General features: G+C 46.7%; 14 protein-coding genes and 1 riboswitch. Of the genes, 12 read left to right on the top strand and 2 right to left on the bottom strand.

Annotation, left to right across the window (positions count from 1 at the left end):
• Positions 1-15 precede the first annotated feature (15 nt).
• The 6 genes from MKX41_RS19450 (at position 16) to MKX41_RS19425 (ending at position 7488) form a co-directional block, all read left to right on the top strand.
• Positions 16-5175 carry a glycosyl hydrolase family 8 gene (locus MKX41_RS19450; protein ID WP_340972714.1) on the top strand — a complete coding sequence of 1720 codons (5160 nt, stop codon included), beginning with the start codon at positions 16-18 and terminating at the stop codon, positions 5173-5175.
• Positions 5176-5377: 202 nt separating this feature from the next.
• Positions 5378-5665: a hypothetical protein gene (locus tag MKX41_RS19445; RefSeq protein ID WP_042191504.1), complete on the top strand. Its 288-nt coding sequence runs from the start codon at positions 5378-5380 to the stop codon at positions 5663-5665.
• A 24-nt stretch (positions 5666-5689) separates the two neighbouring features.
• Positions 5690-6034, top strand: coding sequence for a hypothetical protein (locus tag MKX41_RS19440; RefSeq protein WP_042191502.1), 345 nt, complete (start codon positions 5690-5692; stop codon positions 6032-6034).
• Positions 6031-6333, top strand: coding sequence for a hypothetical protein (locus MKX41_RS19435; protein ID WP_339243398.1), 303 nt, complete (start codon positions 6031-6033; stop codon positions 6331-6333). The genes MKX41_RS19440 and MKX41_RS19435 overlap by 4 nt, the downstream gene beginning before the upstream one ends.
• Positions 6334-6337: 4 nt before the next feature.
• A complete protein-coding gene (locus MKX41_RS19430; RefSeq protein ID WP_339243397.1) occupies positions 6338-6754 on the top strand; it encodes a hypothetical protein in 417 nt (138 codons plus the stop codon).
• A gap of 206 nt (positions 6755-6960) precedes the next feature.
• Complete coding sequence (locus tag MKX41_RS19425) at positions 6961-7488, top strand: GNAT family N-acetyltransferase (protein ID WP_339243395.1); 528 nt, start codon at positions 6961-6963, stop codon at positions 7486-7488.
• 61 nt (positions 7489-7549) lie between these two features.
• Here MKX41_RS19425 and MKX41_RS19420 read toward each other — a convergent pair whose 3' ends face one another.
• Positions 7550-8029, bottom strand: coding sequence for a DL-endopeptidase inhibitor IseA family protein (locus MKX41_RS19420; RefSeq protein ID WP_340972711.1), 480 nt, complete (start codon positions 8027-8029; stop codon positions 7550-7552).
• Between the two features lie 258 nt (positions 8030-8287).
• Positions 8288-8386: riboswitch (purine riboswitch) on the top strand.
• A 67-nt stretch (positions 8387-8453) separates the two neighbouring features.
• Here MKX41_RS19420 and MKX41_RS19415 point away from each other — a divergent pair.
• The 3 genes from MKX41_RS19415 (at position 8454) to wsfD (ending at position 13306) form a co-directional block, all read left to right on the top strand.
• Positions 8454-9791 carry a 5'-deoxyadenosine deaminase gene (locus MKX41_RS19415; protein ID WP_340972709.1) on the top strand — a complete coding sequence of 446 codons (1338 nt, stop codon included), beginning with the start codon at positions 8454-8456 and terminating at the stop codon, positions 9789-9791.
• Positions 9792-9989: 198 nt separating this feature from the next.
• Positions 9990-11882: an LTA synthase family protein gene (locus MKX41_RS19410; protein WP_042191491.1), complete on the top strand. Its 1893-nt coding sequence runs from the start codon at positions 9990-9992 to the stop codon at positions 11880-11882.
• 8 nt (positions 11883-11890) lie between these two features.
• Entirely contained in the window at positions 11891-13306 is a 1416-nt protein-coding gene (gene wsfD, locus MKX41_RS19405; protein WP_340972708.1) for a glycan biosynthesis hexose transferase WsfD, read from the top strand.
• A gap of 147 nt (positions 13307-13453) precedes the next feature.
• On the opposite strand, the gene MKX41_RS19400 is transcribed toward wsfD, so the two are convergent.
• Entirely contained in the window at positions 13454-14215 is a 762-nt protein-coding gene (locus MKX41_RS19400; RefSeq protein ID WP_076300408.1) for an AAA family ATPase, read from the bottom strand.
• Positions 14216-14729: 514 nt separating this feature from the next.
• Here MKX41_RS19400 and MKX41_RS19395 point away from each other — a divergent pair.
• The 3 genes from MKX41_RS19395 to MKX41_RS19385 all read left to right on the top strand — a co-directional run bounded on the left by MKX41_RS19395 (position 14730) and on the right by MKX41_RS19385 (position 18888).
• Positions 14730-15746 carry a CgeB family protein gene (locus tag MKX41_RS19395; RefSeq protein WP_081383023.1) on the top strand — a complete coding sequence of 339 codons (1017 nt, stop codon included), beginning with the start codon at positions 14730-14732 and terminating at the stop codon, positions 15744-15746.
• A gap of 51 nt (positions 15747-15797) precedes the next feature.
• Entirely contained in the window at positions 15798-16913 is a 1116-nt protein-coding gene (locus MKX41_RS19390) for a CgeB family protein (RefSeq protein ID WP_340974987.1), read from the top strand.
• A 511-nt stretch (positions 16914-17424) separates the two neighbouring features.
• Complete coding sequence (locus MKX41_RS19385) at positions 17425-18888, top strand: glycosyltransferase family 4 protein (protein WP_340972707.1); 1464 nt, start codon at positions 17425-17427, stop codon at positions 18886-18888.
• The last annotated feature ends 557 nt before the right edge of the window (positions 18889-19445 follow it).

The following is a 19445-nucleotide window of genomic DNA, read 5'->3' as shown; positions in this document are numbered from 1 at the left end:
AAAGAGGGAACGAGAGTGCAAAAGAAGGGTCATTTGAAAAGAAGGCTACACCAATCCATTTCTTTGTTGCTCGTGCTTATACTGCTGCCATTCCAGATTGCAAATGCTGCACCTGCACCAGATGCTGTCGGTTCAGATTCAATAACCGGTGTAAAGACGATTGCCGAATGGGTGTTTGATGAGGCCGCTGAAAATGTGGGGGTAATCTCGGCTACATACGGCATCTATGAGACAGCTTCTACTTTTCGCAATGTAGGCGGTGTGTTCGAGGATGTGGATGTAAGCAAGAAAGCGATCAGCTATCAGGGCTGGGACAATGGAAACGGGAAAAAGTATTGGCTTGCTACCGTGTCTACAACCGGGTTTGAGAAGATCACCTTATCCTCTGAGCAAAATTCATCCGGGTCAGGTCCGCGTGATTTTAAAGTGCAGACGAGTGTAGACCGACAAACGTGGGAGGATGTGCCGAATACGAATCTTAAAATGGCCGTCTCCAGTTTTGATTGCCCGGGAGATACCTGCAGATTGGTGAATACTCCCCTTCCGAACAGCAATGATCGGGAAATATTATATATTCGCTGGATCGTCAGCTCCGATACCAACACCAGGGGGAATGATGAGGGCATAGGGGGTTCAGGTTCCAGTAGAATCCGAAATATCAAGGTGTCCGGCGAGCCGATCCCGGGGAAAGAACCTGTCATTCCTACCGTAGATCTTGTCCAGCAGCCTTCAGACGGTTCTGGAAATGTGTCTCCCGAAGCTCCCGTTGAAATCAAATTCAACAAGGCCATTGCCCTTGATCCGGGTTATGCTGTCCGATTTGCCGATGAGAACGATCAACCGGTTGATCGGGTTACACTTGAAGTCTTAAACAGAGATACTTTGCGGATAAACCATCCTCCGTTGACTTATGGGAAGTCTTACACAGTAACTATACCCAAGGAGCTTATCAAGGGGGCAGATCTTGTGCCGCTAGTTCGGGAAGTTTCCTGGAGTTTTGGCGTTCAGGATTCGCCTCTTGCTCCAAAATCCATCAATATGACATTTAACGGAGATCCAAAGACGAGCATTGCTTTGGCCTGGTACACGGATGCAATGACGGATACCGTGGTACAGGTTATAGAAGCCTCAAAGGTTATGGGGAACATTTTCCCGGAGAACGGGGCTTTGACTTATCAGGGAGAGGCCGAAGAAATTGAGACCTTTATGAGTAAAAGCGACAGAAGTACGAACCATAAAACGAAATTTATTAGTCATAAAGTCATTGCAGATCAGCTTCAACCGGGAACAGCTTACAAATTTCGGGCAGGTAACGGCAAATCAGGTGATTGGAGCTCTATCGGCTCGTTCACTACCGATGCTGCCGGCCACCAGCCTTTCCGTTTTATCGCCGGTTCCGATTCACAGGCTTCCAGCAAGTCTGACTTTGAGCCTTGGGGTGATACCTTCCGGAAAGCAGTTGATTATATAGGCGACCCTAAATTCCTGATCAGCGCCGGAGATCTGGTGGATAACGGTGATTTGGAGGAGCAGTGGCAATGGATGCTCGGAGCAGCCCAGAATCAATTGCTGCAAGTGCCATATGTGCCTGTACTTGGCGGTCATGAGGTCATGGATTATGACGGAGACGAGACGACGCCGAATAACAACTTCTACAACCATTTCAACTTGCCGAAACAGGTTGTTGCGGATACTCATGAAGGCTCTGTGTATTCTTTTGAATACGGTGATGCACTCTATCTTGTCTTCAATTCGCAGTATTCGGGGGCACTTGCAGAGAATGGGAAAGAAGTGGAATGGGCAGATGACCAATTCTGGGACCAAGTGGCCTGGATGAAGAGTACGGTCGCCCGCAGCGACAAGAAGTGGAAGTTTGTTACTTTTCACAAAAGCCCTTATGCAGCAGGCGACAATTCTGCACAATGGGAAGACGATCGCGTCCAGTTTTACAAGAAATATCTGATTCCTGCCTTTGACGAGATGGGCATCGATATGGTGTTCGAGGCCCATGATCATATGTATATGAGATCCTTCCAAATGTACAATGATGAAGTTATTCCCAAGGAGAAGCTGACATTTGATGGAGAGGGCAATGCGCTCAACCCCAAAGGCACGGTCTATCTCATGTCTAATGCATTCGGAAATAAATTCTATTATAAGAACAATCAATATGAACTGGATGAGAATGGAGAACCCCGCGAGATTCAGGACGAAAACGGGAATCCGGTTCCTTATGATGATTACTTTGCAGCCATCGACGAACAGCCGGAGAAGAAGATGTTTACGGATGTTTCCATCACAGACCGGGTGCTTTCCTTTACAGCATATACCGCAGCCGTAGCGGATGAGAATCAGCCGGACACCGTTGGCGACGGCCTAAAAGCATATGACAAGTATGGGATCAAGCGAACGGACACCAAGCCGGACCCGGTTGAAGCGGTGAAGGTGAAATTGAACGGCAGCAAGGCGGTTCTGACCTGGAGTGCACCTTCCGCAAGTACAGAACCTGTAAGAGGATTCCGGATTTATGAGAAGAATGACAAGTTGAAGACACACTGGAGTATATATGTGCCAGCAGCGGAAGGTCAAACGGAATACACCTACACGGTAGATGATATCAATCCTGCGAAAAAATATGAATTTATTGTCAAAGCGGTCGGCACAAGAATCAATTCAGATCCGGTCGAAGTCAGCACAATCGAAGGTCCAAGCGAGTCGGAGCCGCCTTCAGCACCTTCAGATTTAAAAGGAACTGCGGTTTCTCCTTACCAAATCAACTTGAAATGGACGGCATCGGCCGGCAATATTCAGGCAGCGGGCTACAACGTATACCGCAACGGCAGCAAGGTCGGCACGACGAAGGAAATATCCTACGGCGATACCGGGTTAACTCCGGATACGGCCTATAGTTATACTGTGAAGGCCTATAATGCACAAGAGAAGGAATCGCTGGCGAGCAATACCGTTCAAGTAAAGACCAAACCTTCATCCACTGGAGAGGGTGTCCATAAGGCATTTCCGCAGCATACGTCTTATGTGGCCGGCTCCATTAAGCCGAATCACTTGACTCAGGCCCAACTGGACGCTACGGTGGGCAGATTATATAACGAGTGGAAAACAAAATATCTGAAACAAAATCCATATCAGTCAGACCAGTATTACGTGTGGTATAGCGACGGAGATTGGTTTGAGAATAACGAGATTACAGTTTCAGAAGCGCATGGCTACGGAATGCTGATTACCGCTTTGCTCGCGGGTCATGATCCGGAGGCTAAGAAGTATTTTGACGGGATGTATCGCTATTTCAGAGCACATCCAAGTGAAATCAATCCCGATTTAATGGCATGGCAGCAAGCGGATACCGGCACCGAAATTATTGATATCAATGGTGTGGATTCGGCAACCGACGGCGATATGGATATTGCTTACGCTCTTCTGCTTGCCGACAGCCAATGGGGCAGCAGCGGGGAAATTAACTACTTGTCCCAGGCCAAAAAGGTAATCAACGCTATTATGAAAAGCGATGTCAACCATTCCGAGTGGACATTGAAATTGGCGGATTGGGTCAGTGACAATGATTCCATGTTCGGCAATGCTACACGTCCTTCCGATTTTATGCTGCAGCATCTGAAAGATTTTAAAAATGTATCCGGAGACCTCAATTGGGATCGTGTTACCGATAAGACTTACAACATCATTAATAGTCTGTATGAAAATTACAGTCCCAAAGCCGGTTTGTTGCCGGATTTTGTATTCAAGGATGATACGGATGGGCAATACAAACCGGTAAGCCAGAAAATATGGGATACCCCGGATGGATACTTCCTGGAATCGGAAAATGACGGGGATTACAACTACAACTCTTCCCGTATTCCCTGGCGGATCAGTACGGATTATCTCCTGACAGGTGATAACCGGGCTAAAGAGCAGCTCAGCACGCTGAACCGCTGGATTCGGGCCAAGGCGGATAATGATCCGGCCAAGATACTTGCGGGATATAAGCTGGACGGCACGGAAGCAATCAATGATTATGCAGACACATCCTTCTCCGCACCGATGATGGTCAGCGCCATGATCGATTCATCCAATCAGGAGTGGCTGAATAAATTATGGGATTATAATGCGGCTGTTTCCACCGAAGACGATTTATATTTTGGCAATAATCTGCGTCTGCTCAGCATGATTGTGGCATCCGGCAACTGGTGGACACCAACCATCGTTGATACTGAGGCTCCCATGGAACCAACAATAGAGAGAGCGGAAGCGGTATCCAGCTCTGCCATTGATCTAAAATGGACACCTTCCACGGATAATTTGGGAGTAACGGGATACAGGATTTACCGCAATGACGTTGAAATCAAGACCCTGGAGGCAACAGAATACAGAGATAGCGGTTTATCTGCGGATACCCAGTACAAATACTATATTATAGCTGTTGATGCAGCAGGAAATACGTCCAAGATAAGCAATGTGAGAATCGTATCTACATTAAAGGCCAGCGGGGACGGTAGCTCGGGCAACGGCGGAGGTGGTAACCCGACTCCAACGCTAACGCCGGCAGCTCCGAAGCCAAGTGAAGGTCCGTCGACAACACCGGCACCAACACCGGAACTGCAGCCCAAGAAACCTGTTTTCAGTGATATCGGCAGCCATTTGTGGGCCAAAGAGGCTATTGAAGCTCTGGCGGCTAAAGGAATCGTTCAGGGAACGTCGAGTACTTTCTTTGAACCGGGCGCCAAGATGAAAAGAGCGGATTTTATATTGCTTCTGGTCAGAGCGTTTGATTTAAAGGCTGGTTTTGAAGTGAGCTTCGCGGATGCCGATCAGGACGCATACTATTATGAAGCGCTGGGAATCGCCAAACAATTGGGCATTGCCAGCGGAGTCGGCGGCAACAGGTTCAATCCGGGAGCAGAGATTTCCCGGCAGGATATGATGGTATTCATCGTAAGAGCATTGCAGAAGTCAGGAAAATTAGCAGAGGCCGGTTCTATCTCCGACCTTGGCAAATTTGCGGATGCTTCCAAAGTGGCTGATTATGCCGTGAAGGCAGCAGCCGTACTGGTCAGGGAGGGCATTGTCCTTGGTGACGGGAAATTGCTCCATCCAACGGGAGCTGCAACCCGCGCCGAAACGGCGGTTCTCTTTTACAGAATCATCAATAAATATTATTAATCCAAAAGGCCAACAGCCGTTCCAATGGACCGGGCTGTTGGCCTTTTATTTTCCATTTACACGGCCTGTTGCAATTTTCTAAAGTATCCTGAGTCCGCCAATCGGCTTGATTAGAGACGTAACTTGCCTTTATATCCTCGGCACCGTCCCGGCTTCTGCCGCATATGCTGTAGCAGGGCGTTTGAGCAAAGGAGACATGAAGGTGCAGAATAAAATAACAAAAGTCCTGCAGCACATGGCCCATACGCACGAACAGATGGCGCGGATACTAGATGCCGAGCGCCACGTGGCTGTCCGTATGTCGCAAATTGTCCACGATCTGCCAGATGCAGATCCCGGTTTTGACGGTATCAGCGGGATGATCGAAAGCTCAACTCAAGTAAACAAGAATATTATTGCTTACTTGAATGCACTTGCAGATCTGGAAGAAGCGATGGCTGAAGGGGTAGGCAGAGTAATTAAGGAATTGAACGGCCAAGAAGAAGAGTAACGCTATAGGAGCAGGAGGCGGATGATGAGCAGAGAAAAGGCTTATCTGCAAATGCTGGAGTCGACCGCCACTATCCAGTGGAACATTGCAATGATTCTGGAAGCTAAGGCGGTTGAAGCTGAAAAGGTAAAACAGTGGGCACAACATCATATCCACGCTAGAGCTTTCGAATCTCATGAAGAGCAGCTGAAGGAATCCCTCTCCATTCACGAAGTTATCGTGGAAATGGTCGAAGGACTGACTAAACTGGAGAATGGACTCTACAGCAATTTAAAAGCAGTGCTGGGCAGTGGTGAAGATGATGGTGGCGGGGAAGGTTTTGGAGACATGTCAGGTGATGGGTTCAGTTTTGGAGAAGACAGCAAATGAGCGGGGGCCGTCTCTCTGAACATGCCGTCAAGCTGGAGATGATCCGCTCCATTTCGCGCAGTCAGGCTGCTTTGGCGGCCATCTTGGAGAGCATCGCCGAATTGACGGGGCAATCTGAGCTGACGGCCCGCAAATTGAGCGACAATATTAGAATCTTAAGTGGGTATCAGAGCGCGATGTGCCGGATGATGTCCGGGATTTCACTACATCAACCGAAACGGGGAATTCCTGCTGCGCCATGGCTGAGCAAGGCATACGCCGTAGGAACCTCCAGAGATCATGGAGCACAGGAGGAATAGAAGCATGAAGAAAAAGAGCCTTAGAACATTACGTTCAGGCAGAACCCGCAGACGCACACTGTTGCTCTCGCGGAAAACGAAAGTGCGTAGAGGTCTAGCCCGTAAACCCCGCAGAGGACTTGCTCGGAAAATCGTTCGTTATGGAAAGACGAAGAAAGGTCTTTTGGTACGTAAGAAAAGAAGGCTCCGCCGTAAGCTTGTTCGAAAGGTAAGGGTTATACAAGCACCAGTTCATGTAGTGCCGGTTATCGAGGCTCCACCTGCCCCACAGGTCATTCCGCTCCCCCCGGACCTTGGCGTTTCGCCGGAAACGCCACCGGCAGACGCCTTTCAGCAGGGCTACACCGAAGCATACAACGTGGGGTTCGACGCCGGTTTCGCCAAGGGTTTCGAGGACGGGCATAAGCTGGAGTTTAATTGAGCAGCGGCAGGTAAGTTAAGAGGAAGGGACCCGGAGATCTAATCTATGACGCGTTATTCTGATCTTTCGTGTCCCTCAGCTTAGAGGGACTGCATCCTCTCTGGAATCATCCTACTATCGGAATTTGTCTTCGAATATGATAGACTTCTAAAACGAGAATCTATTCAGAGGTTTTCAGATGTCGATAAGAAAGAGGGGATAGCAGGATGCAAGAAGGAAATGGGATCAGAAAAGCTAGACAGGATGAGATCGAAGAGATCATGGAATTGATCTCAAAATGTGTACAAGTTATGCAGGCCGCTGGAAGCGACCAGTGGGATGAGAGCTATCCGAATAAAGAGATTATCGAACTGGATATCGCACAGGGTACCTTATATGTATGTGAAGAAGATCAAGCTATCGCGGGTATTCTTGTACTGGATGAGAATGCTTCTGAGGAATATAAGAAGATCGAGTGGAAGCAAAATCAAGGGCCGCATCTGATTATGCATCGTTTAGCAGTTCATCCACATATTCAGGGAAAAGGGATTGCGACCAGACTAATTGCTTTCGCGGAGGATTACGCAGCGCGTAATGGTTACACAAGTATTCGGCTGGATACTTATGCGAAGAATACTAGAGCATTGGAAATCTATCCTCGCCTTGGTTATGACCATAGAGGTGAAGTGGGTTTTCCGAACCGCACGGCGAACTTTCCAGTATTCGAGAAGGTGCTGAAACCGGAACGTAGTTAGGAATCTTTAACATAAAAAAGGTTCAGAGGGTTAACCCTCTGGACCTTTTTTCTTTATTCCTTTAACGGCATGTCTGGTATCGAGTATCGGTATTTTTTTGATCCCGGTTAAGGATAAGAAGCCTTTTACCGGATACGCCGATCAGGTAACGAACGTTAACGATATCTTCATCGCTCATATCATCAATGGACAGAACTGCTGTAAGGCGTATTCTTGTTGATGTGCGACCCGTAACGGTGAGTCTTCTTGGGATAAAAGCAATGGTTCCTGTATCTCCCGATATTACATAAAGCCTGTTGTTTCTAGAAACGGTTTTTAAATTACAGAACATGGTGTTGCTCATTGTAATGCCCCAGTACTTTCGAAAATACGAAATAACCTTAGCTCTGGTACTGAATCTAACCGGCAGACGATAATAATCGGCGCCATCAACGCGGATCACTCTACGAGAATCGGCAGAATCGTAGACCTCGAACCATACTTTTTCAGCAGCGGCGATGAATGCTTGCAACTCATTTGGGGTTTGAGAAATTGTTGGCATTTGATCTCCTCCTCGCTATTACTTTATTAAAAGCGAAGCTATCGGTTCGGGTGATAGGACGAGTATAAAAGCGGAACTTAAGAAACATTGATAAGTAGTGTGGAAAATCATAATTTAAGTTAGGTTTTTTTACATACGAATAGAGAAAATCATTGTTTTTAATTGTGAATAGATCTAATCAAGAAATTTGTGTTAGTTTAAATAACTTTTGTTGACATTAAACCTGTCTTTGTCTTATGATTGATTTATTCGAATTTGGAATAGAATAGCTTCTCTTTTCGTATATCCTTAATAATTGGTTTAAGGGTCTCTACCGGAAACCGTAAATTTCTGGCTACGAAAATATGCTACGGCATATTTTTGTGGCCTTTTTGTGTTACACCGTGAAACGGCAAACGAATGAACAATGAGGGGGATAAGGACAATGGGGAGCATTCTGATCAAAGATGCTGAGATCATTACAATGAACAAACAGGAGGAAATTATTGTCGGGGATGTTCGAATTAAGGATGATATCATCGTAGAAATCGGCATTGGTCTGATCCCGCAGGGAGACGAAAAGGTCATCGATGCCACGAACCGTACGTTAATTCCCGGTTTTGTTCAGACGCATATTCATTTATGCCAGACGTTATTCCGTGGGAAGGGAGATGATCTGGAGCTTATGGACTGGCTGCGTAAACGGATTTGGCCGTTAGAGGCAGCGCATGATGAGGAATCCCTTTATTATTCGGCGATGCTCGGTATTGGAGAACTGATTTCCAGCGGAACCACTACGATTGTTGATATGGAGACTGTTCACCATACGGACTATGCTTTTCAGGCCATTGCTAAAAGTGGAATACGTGCTTTGTCCGGTAAGGTGATGATGGATCAAAAAGGAGGAGATGTGCCTGAAGCACTGCAGGAGGATACCGCTTCTTCTTTACAGGAAAGTGTGGATTTGCTTGAAAAATGGAATGGCTATGGCAATGGAAGGATTCAATATGCGTTCTCTCCGCGTTTTGTAATATCCTGCACCGAACCCTTGTTAACCGAGGTACGAGATCTCTCCGTAAGGTATGATGTGAAGGTGCACACCCATGCTTCTGAGAATTTAGGGGAGATTGAGATTGTACAGGCGATGACCGGGATGCGTAACATCGTCTATCTGGACCATCTAGAATTAGCTAATGAGCGCTTAATACTGGCGCATTGTGTATGGCTGGATGTTGAGGAGCGGCGCATATTGCGGGATCGTGGAGTTCATGTAAGTCATTGCCCTGGCTCAAATCTGAAACTAGCGTCTGGAATTGCTGATACACCGGGGATGCTCCATGATCATGTGTCACTAAGTCTGGGTGCTGACGGTGCACCGTGCAATAACAATCTGGATATGTTTAATGAAATGCGGCTCGCGGCAATTATTCAGAAGCCTCAACATGGACCTACGACGATGGATGCCCGCAGTGTATTTCGTATGGCAACTATAGGTGGGGCAAAAGCGGTAGGGATGGAAGATAAGATCGGTAGTATCGAGGTGGGTAAAAAAGCAGACCTAGTGCTCCTGAATCTCTTCAATTTCCATACCTTCCCCTCCTATGACGTAGATCCCATCTCTAGAATTGTATATTCAGCTACCCGGGCAGATGTGGAAACTACGATTATCGACGGGGAGATTGTGATGGAAAGAGGTCTGCTGAAGACTGTAGATAAGGAAGTTGTGTTAAATGAAGCGAACCGTTCTATTAAAAGATTGCTTAAGTATACTTCAATCGTCTGAAGATTGATCAACTCATAGTTAACAGGGATGTTCCAATGCCGAAAGAGCAGCGGGGCATCTCTTTTTTTGAGTAAAAGATAATTCTACCATTTTGATAAAAAAAGTAAGTATTGTTATACTAGAACAACCTGATATTTTACAAATTACTAGAATAGATTTGATATTTCGAACAAATGAACATGTAAGAGGGGATTATAAGTGAAAAAGCAAGGGCCGGATCGCGCCCATTTTTTTATCGTTGTTATATTGTTATGGTTAAAGCTGTTGCTTCTGAGAGTGTTGTTCTTTGATAGAATTGCTTGGGAATGGATTGCAGCGGATGTAGCGCCAGTCCTTTTTATTATGGGGATTTTAACGGTGATTACGCCATCTAGGGTGAGAACAACCGTCTATTGGATATTTAACGGCTTTTTATCGCTGTTGCTGTTCGCAGCCGCTGTATATTTTAATCACTTTGGTTCTGTTCCAACCTACCTGGCCTTATCTGAAATCAATCAGGTATTTCAAGTGAAGGCAAGCGTAGAATCTACCATAAAGAGTATTGATTACTTATTCTTCGTGGATTTTGTCATCTTCGCTATCTATGGTTTGATTCGCAGATGGAAACAAGGAAAGACCTACCCGCGTGAACGCTTTAGTTCCCGGAAGACAGGATTCGTGCATGTGGTGGTGATTCTGGTATCCATTATTGGAGGCTTTTCTTTATCGGCATATTCTGTCCACTCTGCACGGGGGATTACAAATGAGCTTGTACAGGCGGAAACTGCCGGATTTCTAAATTATGAAGTCGTTGCTGCGATTAAGATTAATGAAGATAACAATCTCATTGGAACGGGTGATATTAAGGATACGATTGCGAAGGTTGACGCGCTGCAATCTTCCTATCCATATAGTGACAAGCCGGCGGGTACGACTCCTGATTATTTTGGCTCACAAAAGGGTAAAAATGTAATTGTGCTACAATTAGAAGCTTTTCAGAATTTCCCACTACATCAATCCCTGGATGGTCAAGAATTGACGCCAGTCATGAATAAGTTAGCGGATGAGGGCTTTTATTTTCCTCATGTTTACCAGCAGATTGGTCCAGGGAATACATCTGACGCTGAATTCATGAGCAATACGTCTATTTATCCGATTGGTACTTTGGCCATGTCTACCGGATTCGGGGACAGAGAATTGCCAAGCTTACCACGACTGCTAAGAGATAAAGGGTATGAGGCATACACCTTTCATGTGAATAAAGTAGGGTTTTGGAATCGGAATGAGCTATATCCGGCGCTTGGGTTTAATGGTTATTATGACAAAGATTATTTTACGAATGATCATTTTAATGCGTTTGGTGCTTCCGATGAACAACTGTATATTACGGGTGTCGAGAAATTGACAGAGCTGAAGAAGAAGGGAACTCCCTTCTACGCACAGATGGTGACAGCATCCAGTCATCATCCTTTCAAAATCCCAGATTCCTTTAAGAAAATCACTGTGCCTGATAATTTGAAGGATACGATGCTTGGTGATTATTTGACTGCTATAAACTATACTGATTATGCCATAGGTACTTTAATAGAAGGTTTGAAAGAAAATGGATTGTGGGATAACACTGTTCTGGTCATGTATGGCGACCACTTTGGCCTGCAGCCTCAGGACGTTCCGCCAGAGCAAGTGGAAAGTGCACTTGGTGTTCCATATGATTCCCGGATCAGCCGCTTTAATATTCCACTCATTGTGCGTGTGCCGGGAATGGAGCAAGGAAAGGTAGTAGAGCGTACGGGAGGACAACTAGATATCCTTCCTACGATAGCTAATTTAATGGGTGTTTCACTACAACAAGAAGGTTATACAGCCTTTGGTCATGACCTGCTCAACATTGATCGTAATGTGTTAGGGATGAGATATTATTTGCCTTCCGGCTCCTTCTTTAATGATGACATTCTCTATGTCCCTGGAAAAGGATTTGCAGATGGTGAAGCTGTGTCGCTGGATACGCTCAAGCCGGTAACGGACTTCTCGAAATATCAGAGCGATTATGAGTATGTATTGAAGCTAATGAATTTGTCCGACGAATATGTGAAGCTGTTACCACAGAGATAGGGGGAATCATGAAAAAGTTCTGGAAACCGGAGTATCTCGTAAGCCTTGCCGGCTGCGGTCTCATTATTTATCTGCTATTCGTAGGACCTTTTATTGGGGTTGCTGATAATGGAGATTTCCTGCGTATGATGAATACCATCGGTCTGAACTACTATGATACTGCAGCATCGTATACCGACCAGTTTTTTAATTTTAGCCATTCTCGTTTTGCGTATGAGAATTTGTTTAGGGGCTTCTATCCTTCTTCACAGATTTTGATTGTGCTTGTACCGAGGTTGATCGGCGGGCTCATCCATGGCAGCTTTTTTGATGTTAGATTGCTCGGTGCAGTTTACGGTCTTCTTTTACTGGTGGCGACCTGGCTGCTGGTGAAGTACAATGCTCGCGGCTCTTATGTTACGGGGCTGCTGCTAGGTGCAGCTCTTTTGTTTGTATTCTATGATATTGGGTATTTGGCATACTTTAACTCCTTGTTTGGAGAACCGGTATCGATGGTGTTTATGCTGTTGACCTTTGCACTGGGGTTAAGACTCACTAGCCAAGAAAAGCCTACGACTAAGGGGTTAACCTTATTTTTTATTGCGATACTGTTTCTGGTCACCTCCAAAATTCAGAATGCGCCGATTGGGATTGCCTTTGCATTGATCTTCCTGCGGTTTATGACGCTTGATGGTGAGCGAAAATGGAGAAAGCTGGCCTTACGCTTTTCGATTGCGATATTTCTGGTATCCATCGTTATGTACGTGACGGCGCCAAAAGAGCTGAAGCATATTAACCTGTATCAGACTGTGTTTTTTGGGATATTAAACGAATCACCAGATGTGAAGGGAGATTTGCAGGATCTCGGATTGCCGGAGCGGTTGGAGGTACTTGCGGGCACGAATTATTTTCAGACCGATACAGTGATCAAACAGGATGATCCTTCGCTGGTACCGGATTTCTACGACCGGGTATCCCATAAGGATGTATTGTTCTTCTACTTAAAACATCCAGGACGGTTAATAGATAATATGGAATATGCTGCTAGTAACAGTATGGCGATTCGTCCTTATTATCTAGGGAACTATGAGAAGAGTGAAAATAAGCCAGCAGGTGCATTATCGTACACTTACAGCGGGTGGAGCGAATTCAAGAACAAGCATATTCCGCATACGCTCGGATTTCTCACTATATTCTATCTGGTGTATTTTGCCGTGGCGGTGTTCCAATATTTCCGTAGTCGGGATGTTCGGGGAAGAGTTGCTGGTGAACTGCTGATGTTATTAGGACTGATAGGGATTTTCTCCTTCCTGGTTCCGATTCTTGGGGACGGAAGGGCTGACATTGGTAAGCATTTATTCTTGTTTAATGTGTGCTTCGATATGATGGTTGTAGTCATGTTCGGATGGGTTGTACACAAGGTAGTGGGAATTGTAAGACGTTAATTTATGGAACAAATCAAACAGCAAGTTTCCGATTATGGAGACTTGCTGTTTTTATTAAAATATAAGAATTTATATGTTCCATGTTGTAAATTATCCTTATACTTCTCGCTTAAACGCTTACCGTCCTTATAGGGACGTCGAAGGTGTTTATGCTTGTTCATCCTCTAATAGCTCACGCAGCATACCCTGGCGGTCATTCATAAATGCTTTGGTCACGGTGTAGTGCTCTGTTTCCTCCAAGGCGACAGACCTTATGCCCTCACCTTCTAGAAGAAAAATCTCAGCTCCCGGATAGGACATTAGAATGGGAGAATGGGTCGCGATAATAAACTGTGAATCCTGTTGCACTAGCTCATGCATACGCACCAGCAGAGACATTTGCCGTAGAGGAGATAGAGCGGCTTCAGGTTCATCGAGAATATAAAGACCACGCCCTCCAAAACGATGAACGAACGCTGCGAAAAAAGACTCTCCGTGAGACTGCTCGTGCAGGGATTTACCACCGTAGGAGTTCTTGATCGGTGGGCTGAAACCCGGTTGTTCATCTAATTCATCAATGTAAGAAGCCACATTATAATAGCTCTCCGCGCGTAGAAAAAAGCCGTCCTTTGGACGTCTAACCCCTCTAGCAATTCTAAAATACTCATAGAGACTCGAATGTGAGGAACGAGTGTTAAAAGAGAAGTTAAGTGTTCCACCTTCAGGGTTAAAGCCCCACGCAGCAGCAATTCCCTCTAGCAATGTAGATTTCCCTGTGCCATTCTCCCCGACAAGAAAGGTTACTGGCTTTTGAAAAATAAGCCGATCCAGTGTTCTTACGGCTGGCAGATGAAATGGATAGGCTTGGAATGATGGAACCTGATCACGAAGCAGTTCTGCATGGCGCAAGTACAACGTGGTGTTATTCATAGTGCCCCCCTTGTGAATGCCATAAATAATCATTTCCGCTCAGATATGACGAGATGTAAGTCTCAAGCTAGACCTTTATAGTGCGTGTTCTAAAAGTACGGTTTTCAGCACCGAGAAGATTGAAAGAAGGTAGAAACAGAGGAGCGGAGCGTAGTGGAAGCTACGTGAGCACCGGAAGTTTCGCCTGAATTCAATATTCGATGTCGAGTAAGCTTCTTGGGCTACTTCGTGATCAAAAGCGGACTTTTTGAACAACCTCTTATAGTATACCAGCATCCTGTGAGTGGATGAAATCATCTAAGGTTCGGGCAAGCCGGGCAAAAGACAGGGGACATCTGCCAATTTAGTTCTAGTAAAGACAGATGTCCATGAGGCGAGTGCTGACTCCGCATATAGTTATACTGTCTTGAGAATACGACGGGGCAGGGTGAAGGCCGTGAAAGCGAGAAAGAGAAAAAAACACAAGCATCCGCGAGAATATCGCGACGGTTATCACGAAGGATATCGTCTTGGCATGTGTGAGGCTGTGCAGCGTCTGAATACTCCAGGGGTCGAAGCTTGCCGACCATTTAAGTTAATGTATGTTCCTCAAGGATTTCAGGCGATCGACACTGGCGTAACGGAGGCGCTGCAGCAGCTTGTAAGTGAGCTTGTAATAAGTACTCCTGAAACGATGCTGGAAACCGCGGCACGGGAAATGCCTGGGGCAGTGCTAGTGATGAATGGGCTTCATGTATTCCCGGAAAATCATTTAGAACAGATTTCGGAGATAAGAAAGCTAGGCATCCCAACCGCCATTTGGTTTGTGGATGATCCTTATTTTACAGAGGACACTTCAGTCATTTGCAAGCATTATGATCACGTATTTACACATGAGCTGGGTTGTGTAGAGTTTTATCAATCCCTTGGGGTGTCATCGGTTCATTATTTGCCACTATGTGTCAATCCAAAGATGTTCTACCCACGGCGTACCGGCCCGCAATATCAGTATGACATTGTATTTATTGGTAATGCATTTCGTAATCGGACAGAGCTGTTTGACGAACTGGCACCTTATCTTAAGGGAAAAAAAGTGCTTATCGCTGGGGGGTTCTGGGAACGCCTCGCAACCTATGATCAACTTACACCTTTTATCAGCAATGGCTTTATCCCGCCTGAGGAGACAGCCAACTACTACAGTGGCGCAAAAATAGTCATTAATATTCACCGCCCGTGGGAAGAGGGTCAGGATAACCGGAATAGCTACCGCCTTCCTTCACGCTCCATTAATCCGCGCACCTATGAGATCAGCGCCTGCGGTACTATGCAGCTTACGGATGTTCGTGAGGATTTGGGAAATTATTATCGGCCTGGTTATGATCTGGATACTTTTGGCTCGGCTAAGGAACTGCAGCAGAAGATTGAGTACTATTTGAAGCATGAAAAAGAGCGGCGAATCTATGCTTTACGGGGATTACGGACTACCATGCGAAACCATACATTCACTGCGCGTTTGCCTCATTTGCTGAATGTAATTGCTTCACGTGTATGAAATCTATAACGGGATAAAGGAGCGAGGATTATGAACAATAATGAATTTATTATGCCTACCCCCCCATTACCTCTTACACCTCCGGAGGAAGAAAAGCTGCGTGGTCGTCTGAGTGGTTTTAAGGGGGGGTATGATGAGGGCTATTTACGGGGGCGCCTTGCGATCCTGAATGGTCGATCTGAAGAAGTATTTCCTGTGCGGAATATTCATGTCATGTATGTCGCTTCTGGCAAAGGCTACCCTTACTCTCCTTTAGATGATGCGGTTCTTTGCGCACTACAAAAATTAACAGCTCAAGTCACAATTACGGATGTGCGTCAAAATCTAGTAGAGCTGGCTGCAGCGCAAAGACCGGATCTGGTATTGGTGCTAGACGGTATGGATTTACCTCTTGAGCAGATCGATGCTCTACGCACTAGTGGCATTCGGACAGCTATTTGGCTTACTGATGATCCTTATTACACTGACTTTACGGTCAAGATTGTGGCTCACTACGATTTTGTATTCACACTTGAACGTAATTGTATTGATTTCTATCGGGGACTTGGTTGCCCTGAGGTCCATTATCTTCCTTTTGCTGCTCACCTGGAGCATTACCGTCCTACTACAACACGTTCGTCAGTGAATCGGGAAGTTAGCTTTATTGGCTCCGCCTATTGGAACCGGGTGAACTTCTTCCGTGAGATTCTTCCTGATTTAATGAACTATAACACAGTGATTAACGGAATCTGGTGGGATCGTCTGCCTGAGGCCCCGCTCTACGGTGACCGTATTGAAATTGGCAAATGGATGTCCCCACAAGAGACGTCAGTAGCTTACAGCGGCTCCAAAATCGTCATTAACCTCCACCGCTCGCACATTGATGAAGTGGTTAATAACAATACGCTTTCGATTCCTGCCGTTTCTCCTAATCCGCGTACCTTTGAAATTGCAGCAACGGGCACGTTGCAATTAGTAGATGCTAGAGATGATATGGGATCTTTCTACAAACCGGATGAAGAAATTGTGACCTTTGCGAGTCCTCAGGAAATGATGGATAAGATCCGTTATTACTTAACCCATGAGGAGGAACGCCGGGCAATCGCGCTGCGTGCTTTTGAACGGACGCTCAAGGATCACACTTACGCAAAACGTATTTACCAGATGCTACAAGTAATCTACGGCTAGGCTTGGGTCTGAACTGGATATGGAAATGTGCGCTTAGCAGGGGACAGGTGTCGTGCCGGCATCTGTTCTTCCTCGATATACTGTAGAACCGGACCTCAGCATACGCCTGCAACCTGATGAAAAGAAGCTGATGGAGCGGCTTGGATAGCTGAACGGAGGCAAAGGTGGGTTATGGGCTGAGAGGGCGAGGCTCGGGCTAAGCGAATGCTTCCGAAGCGAGTTTTATTGCGAAGTAAGAAACTTGAGCAACGCTTCGTAAAACTAAGCGGATGCTTTCGAAGCGAGTTTTACTGCGAAGTAAGAAACTTGAGCAACGCTTCGTAAAACTAAGCGAATGCTTCCGAAGCGAGTTTTACTGCGAAGTAAGAAACTTGAGCAACGCTTCGTAAAACTAAGCGAATGCTTCCGAAGCGAGTTTTACTGCGAAGTAAGAAACTTGAGCAACGCTTCGTAAAACTTTTAGGGAGGTGAATGGCTGCTCCAGGCCCTCGTTAGGGAGCGCCGAAACGCCATGGCTGATAAAGCTACAATCGTCCTCTTTTCACATGTATCTAATACACGCAGTATTACCGGAGCGGAGAAGCTGTTGTTGTTTTTCGCTCAGGAGCTTTCTCCGTACTTTAATTGTATTCTCGTTGCACCACAGGACGGCAAGCTGACTGCTCAGGCTCGAAGCTTCGGAATAAGTGTACAGTTGCTCTCGATTCCTCTTTTATATGGAATGTACACTCCTTATGCAGGGCTCGAGGCAGATGCTCGTAAATTCCAGGAAAGCAGGGAGTACCACGAGTTAACAGACTGGCTGACCTCTCTGCGCCCGGCGTTTATTATTACAAGTACCTGTGTCCATGCTTTGCCAGCAATGGCTGCCAAGTCACTGGGCATTCCGGTGGTATGGAAAATATCAGAGACGATAACAGACAATGAATATACACCCATTAGTGTAGGGCTGATTCATCGGAATAGTGATGAGATTCTGGCTATTTCACAAACGGCAGCAGCTTGCTTTCCAGAGGAAGTAAGAGCGGAGAAAGTGATTCAGCTTCCCCCTTCTTGGAATGACAAAGAGATGATGATTGAGGCTTGGAGCAAGCTTCGGGGCGAACGACGGCGAGAGCTAAAGATTAAACCGCAGGAGCAGCTGGTCGGTTATATTTCTTCCTTTATTAATAAGGAAAAAGGATTGGAACATTTTGTGAAAATGGCTGTGCTTGTGTACGCGGTCCATCCTAGTGCCAAATTTGTTGTCATAGGTTCAGCTGGTGACAAAAGCTACTATGATCGGTGTGTCCGCAAGGTAAAGCTCGAGGGTCTGTATACCCGATTTAAATTTGTTGGTTATGCTGAATGCCTTCCATCTGCTTATTGCGCTATGGATGTGCTGGTTGTTCCCAGCCTGATCCGCGAAGGCTTTGGAATGACCGCTTTGGAAGGAATGGCTTTTGGAAAGCCTGTGGTCGCTTACGACTCCGGGGGCTTGCGGGAAATCCTGCACTCAGCAGGCTGCGGCGAAAATCTCGTGCCCGCGTCGGACATTTCCGCGCTGGCCGAAAGAGTCAACGTTATGCTGGCGCAGCCGGGACTGGCGATAACCATAGGCGCCCAAGCGCGGGAGCGAGTCGACGCCGTTTATGGTCCGGCGGCTTATCGGAGCCGCCTGCAGGGTCTTGCGGAGATGTGGAGCCTCCGCTATTGCAGCGCACCACCGGTGCGCGAGGCTGACAGCGTGGTGGAACCACCCGCTGTCCTGCCTGAATTGCCCGCTGCGTCGCCGGCTTTGCCGCGAAGCAAGGGCCTGCCGAGCCGCGTCGCCCGCAAGCGACGCGGCAAAGCCCGGGCGCGCCGGCGAAGCGGGCGCCCGTTGGTTTTACGCCGCGCTGCTCGCAAGCGGCGTAAGGGTTCTGCCCGGCGGCGGAGCACCGTCGGGGGCAAGCGCCGCCGAGCCCGCCGGGGTGGGCGGCGGCGCGCTGCGTAAGTGCCTCGCTTGCCGCGAAGGTGGCAAGCTGAGCGGAAAGAGGGGCATTTATGCTCCAGATTATCGCGAATTCGGCTAAAAGAGCGAAAAGAGGGGTATAAATGCCCCAGATTATCGCGAATTCGGCTAAACGTGCAAAAAGAGGGGTATAAATGCCCCAGATTGTCGCGAATTCGGCTAAACGTGCAAAAAGAGGGGTATAAATGCCCCAGATTGTCGCGAATCCGGCTAAACGAGCGAAAAGAAGGGTATAAATGCCCCAGATTGCCGCGAATTCGGCTAAAAGAGCGAAAAGATCGGTATAAATCCCGCAAATTGTCGCGATTCGAGCCGGAACCGCCAAATGAACGGTATAAATCCCGCAGATTGTCGCGATTCCAGCCGGAACCGCCAAATGAGCGGTATAAATCCCGCAAATTGCCGCGATTCGAGCCGGAACCGTCAAATGAACGGTATAAATCCCGCAGATTGTCGCGATTCCAGCCGGAACCGCCAAAAGAGCGGTATAAATGCCCCAGATTGTCTCAATCTGCTATTCTACCAATCCTGCTAAAAGC

It is taken from the genome of Paenibacillus sp. FSL R5-0475 (assembly GCF_038004585.1).
Classification (GTDB): Bacteria; Bacillota; Bacilli; order Paenibacillales; family Paenibacillaceae; genus Paenibacillus_AQ.
Note: the sequence above shows the minus strand (reverse complement) of the source record. Positions and strands in the feature narration are given on the sequence as shown.

Bases quoted from the DNA above. Each gene is read 5' to 3' on its own strand.
- MKX41_RS19385 (WP_340972707.1), top strand. From the start codon at position 17,425: ATGGCTGATAAAGCTACAATCGTCCTCTTTTCACATGTATCTAATACA.
- MKX41_RS19400 (WP_076300408.1), bottom strand. From the start codon at position 14,215: ATGAATAACACCACGTTGTACTTGCGCCATGCAGAACTGCTTCGTGAT.
- MKX41_RS19395 (WP_081383023.1), top strand. From the start codon at position 14,730: ATGTGTGAGGCTGTGCAGCGTCTGAATACTCCAGGGGTCGAAGCTTGC.
- MKX41_RS19435 (WP_339243398.1), top strand. From the start codon at position 6,031: ATGAGCGGGGGCCGTCTCTCTGAACATGCCGTCAAGCTGGAGATGATC.
- MKX41_RS19440 (WP_042191502.1), top strand. From the start codon at position 5,690: ATGAGCAGAGAAAAGGCTTATCTGCAAATGCTGGAGTCGACCGCCACT.
- MKX41_RS19390 (WP_340974987.1), top strand. From the start codon at position 15,798: ATGCCTACCCCCCCATTACCTCTTACACCTCCGGAGGAAGAAAAGCTG.
- MKX41_RS19420 (WP_340972711.1), bottom strand. From the start codon at position 8,029: ATGCCAACAATTTCTCAAACCCCAAATGAGTTGCAAGCATTCATCGCC.
- MKX41_RS19425 (WP_339243395.1), top strand. From the start codon at position 6,961: ATGCAAGAAGGAAATGGGATCAGAAAAGCTAGACAGGATGAGATCGAA.
- wsfD (WP_340972708.1), top strand. From the start codon at position 11,891: ATGAAAAAGTTCTGGAAACCGGAGTATCTCGTAAGCCTTGCCGGCTGC.
- MKX41_RS19415 (WP_340972709.1), top strand. From the start codon at position 8,454: ATGGGGAGCATTCTGATCAAAGATGCTGAGATCATTACAATGAACAAA.
- MKX41_RS19430 (WP_339243397.1), top strand. From the start codon at position 6,338: ATGAAGAAAAAGAGCCTTAGAACATTACGTTCAGGCAGAACCCGCAGA.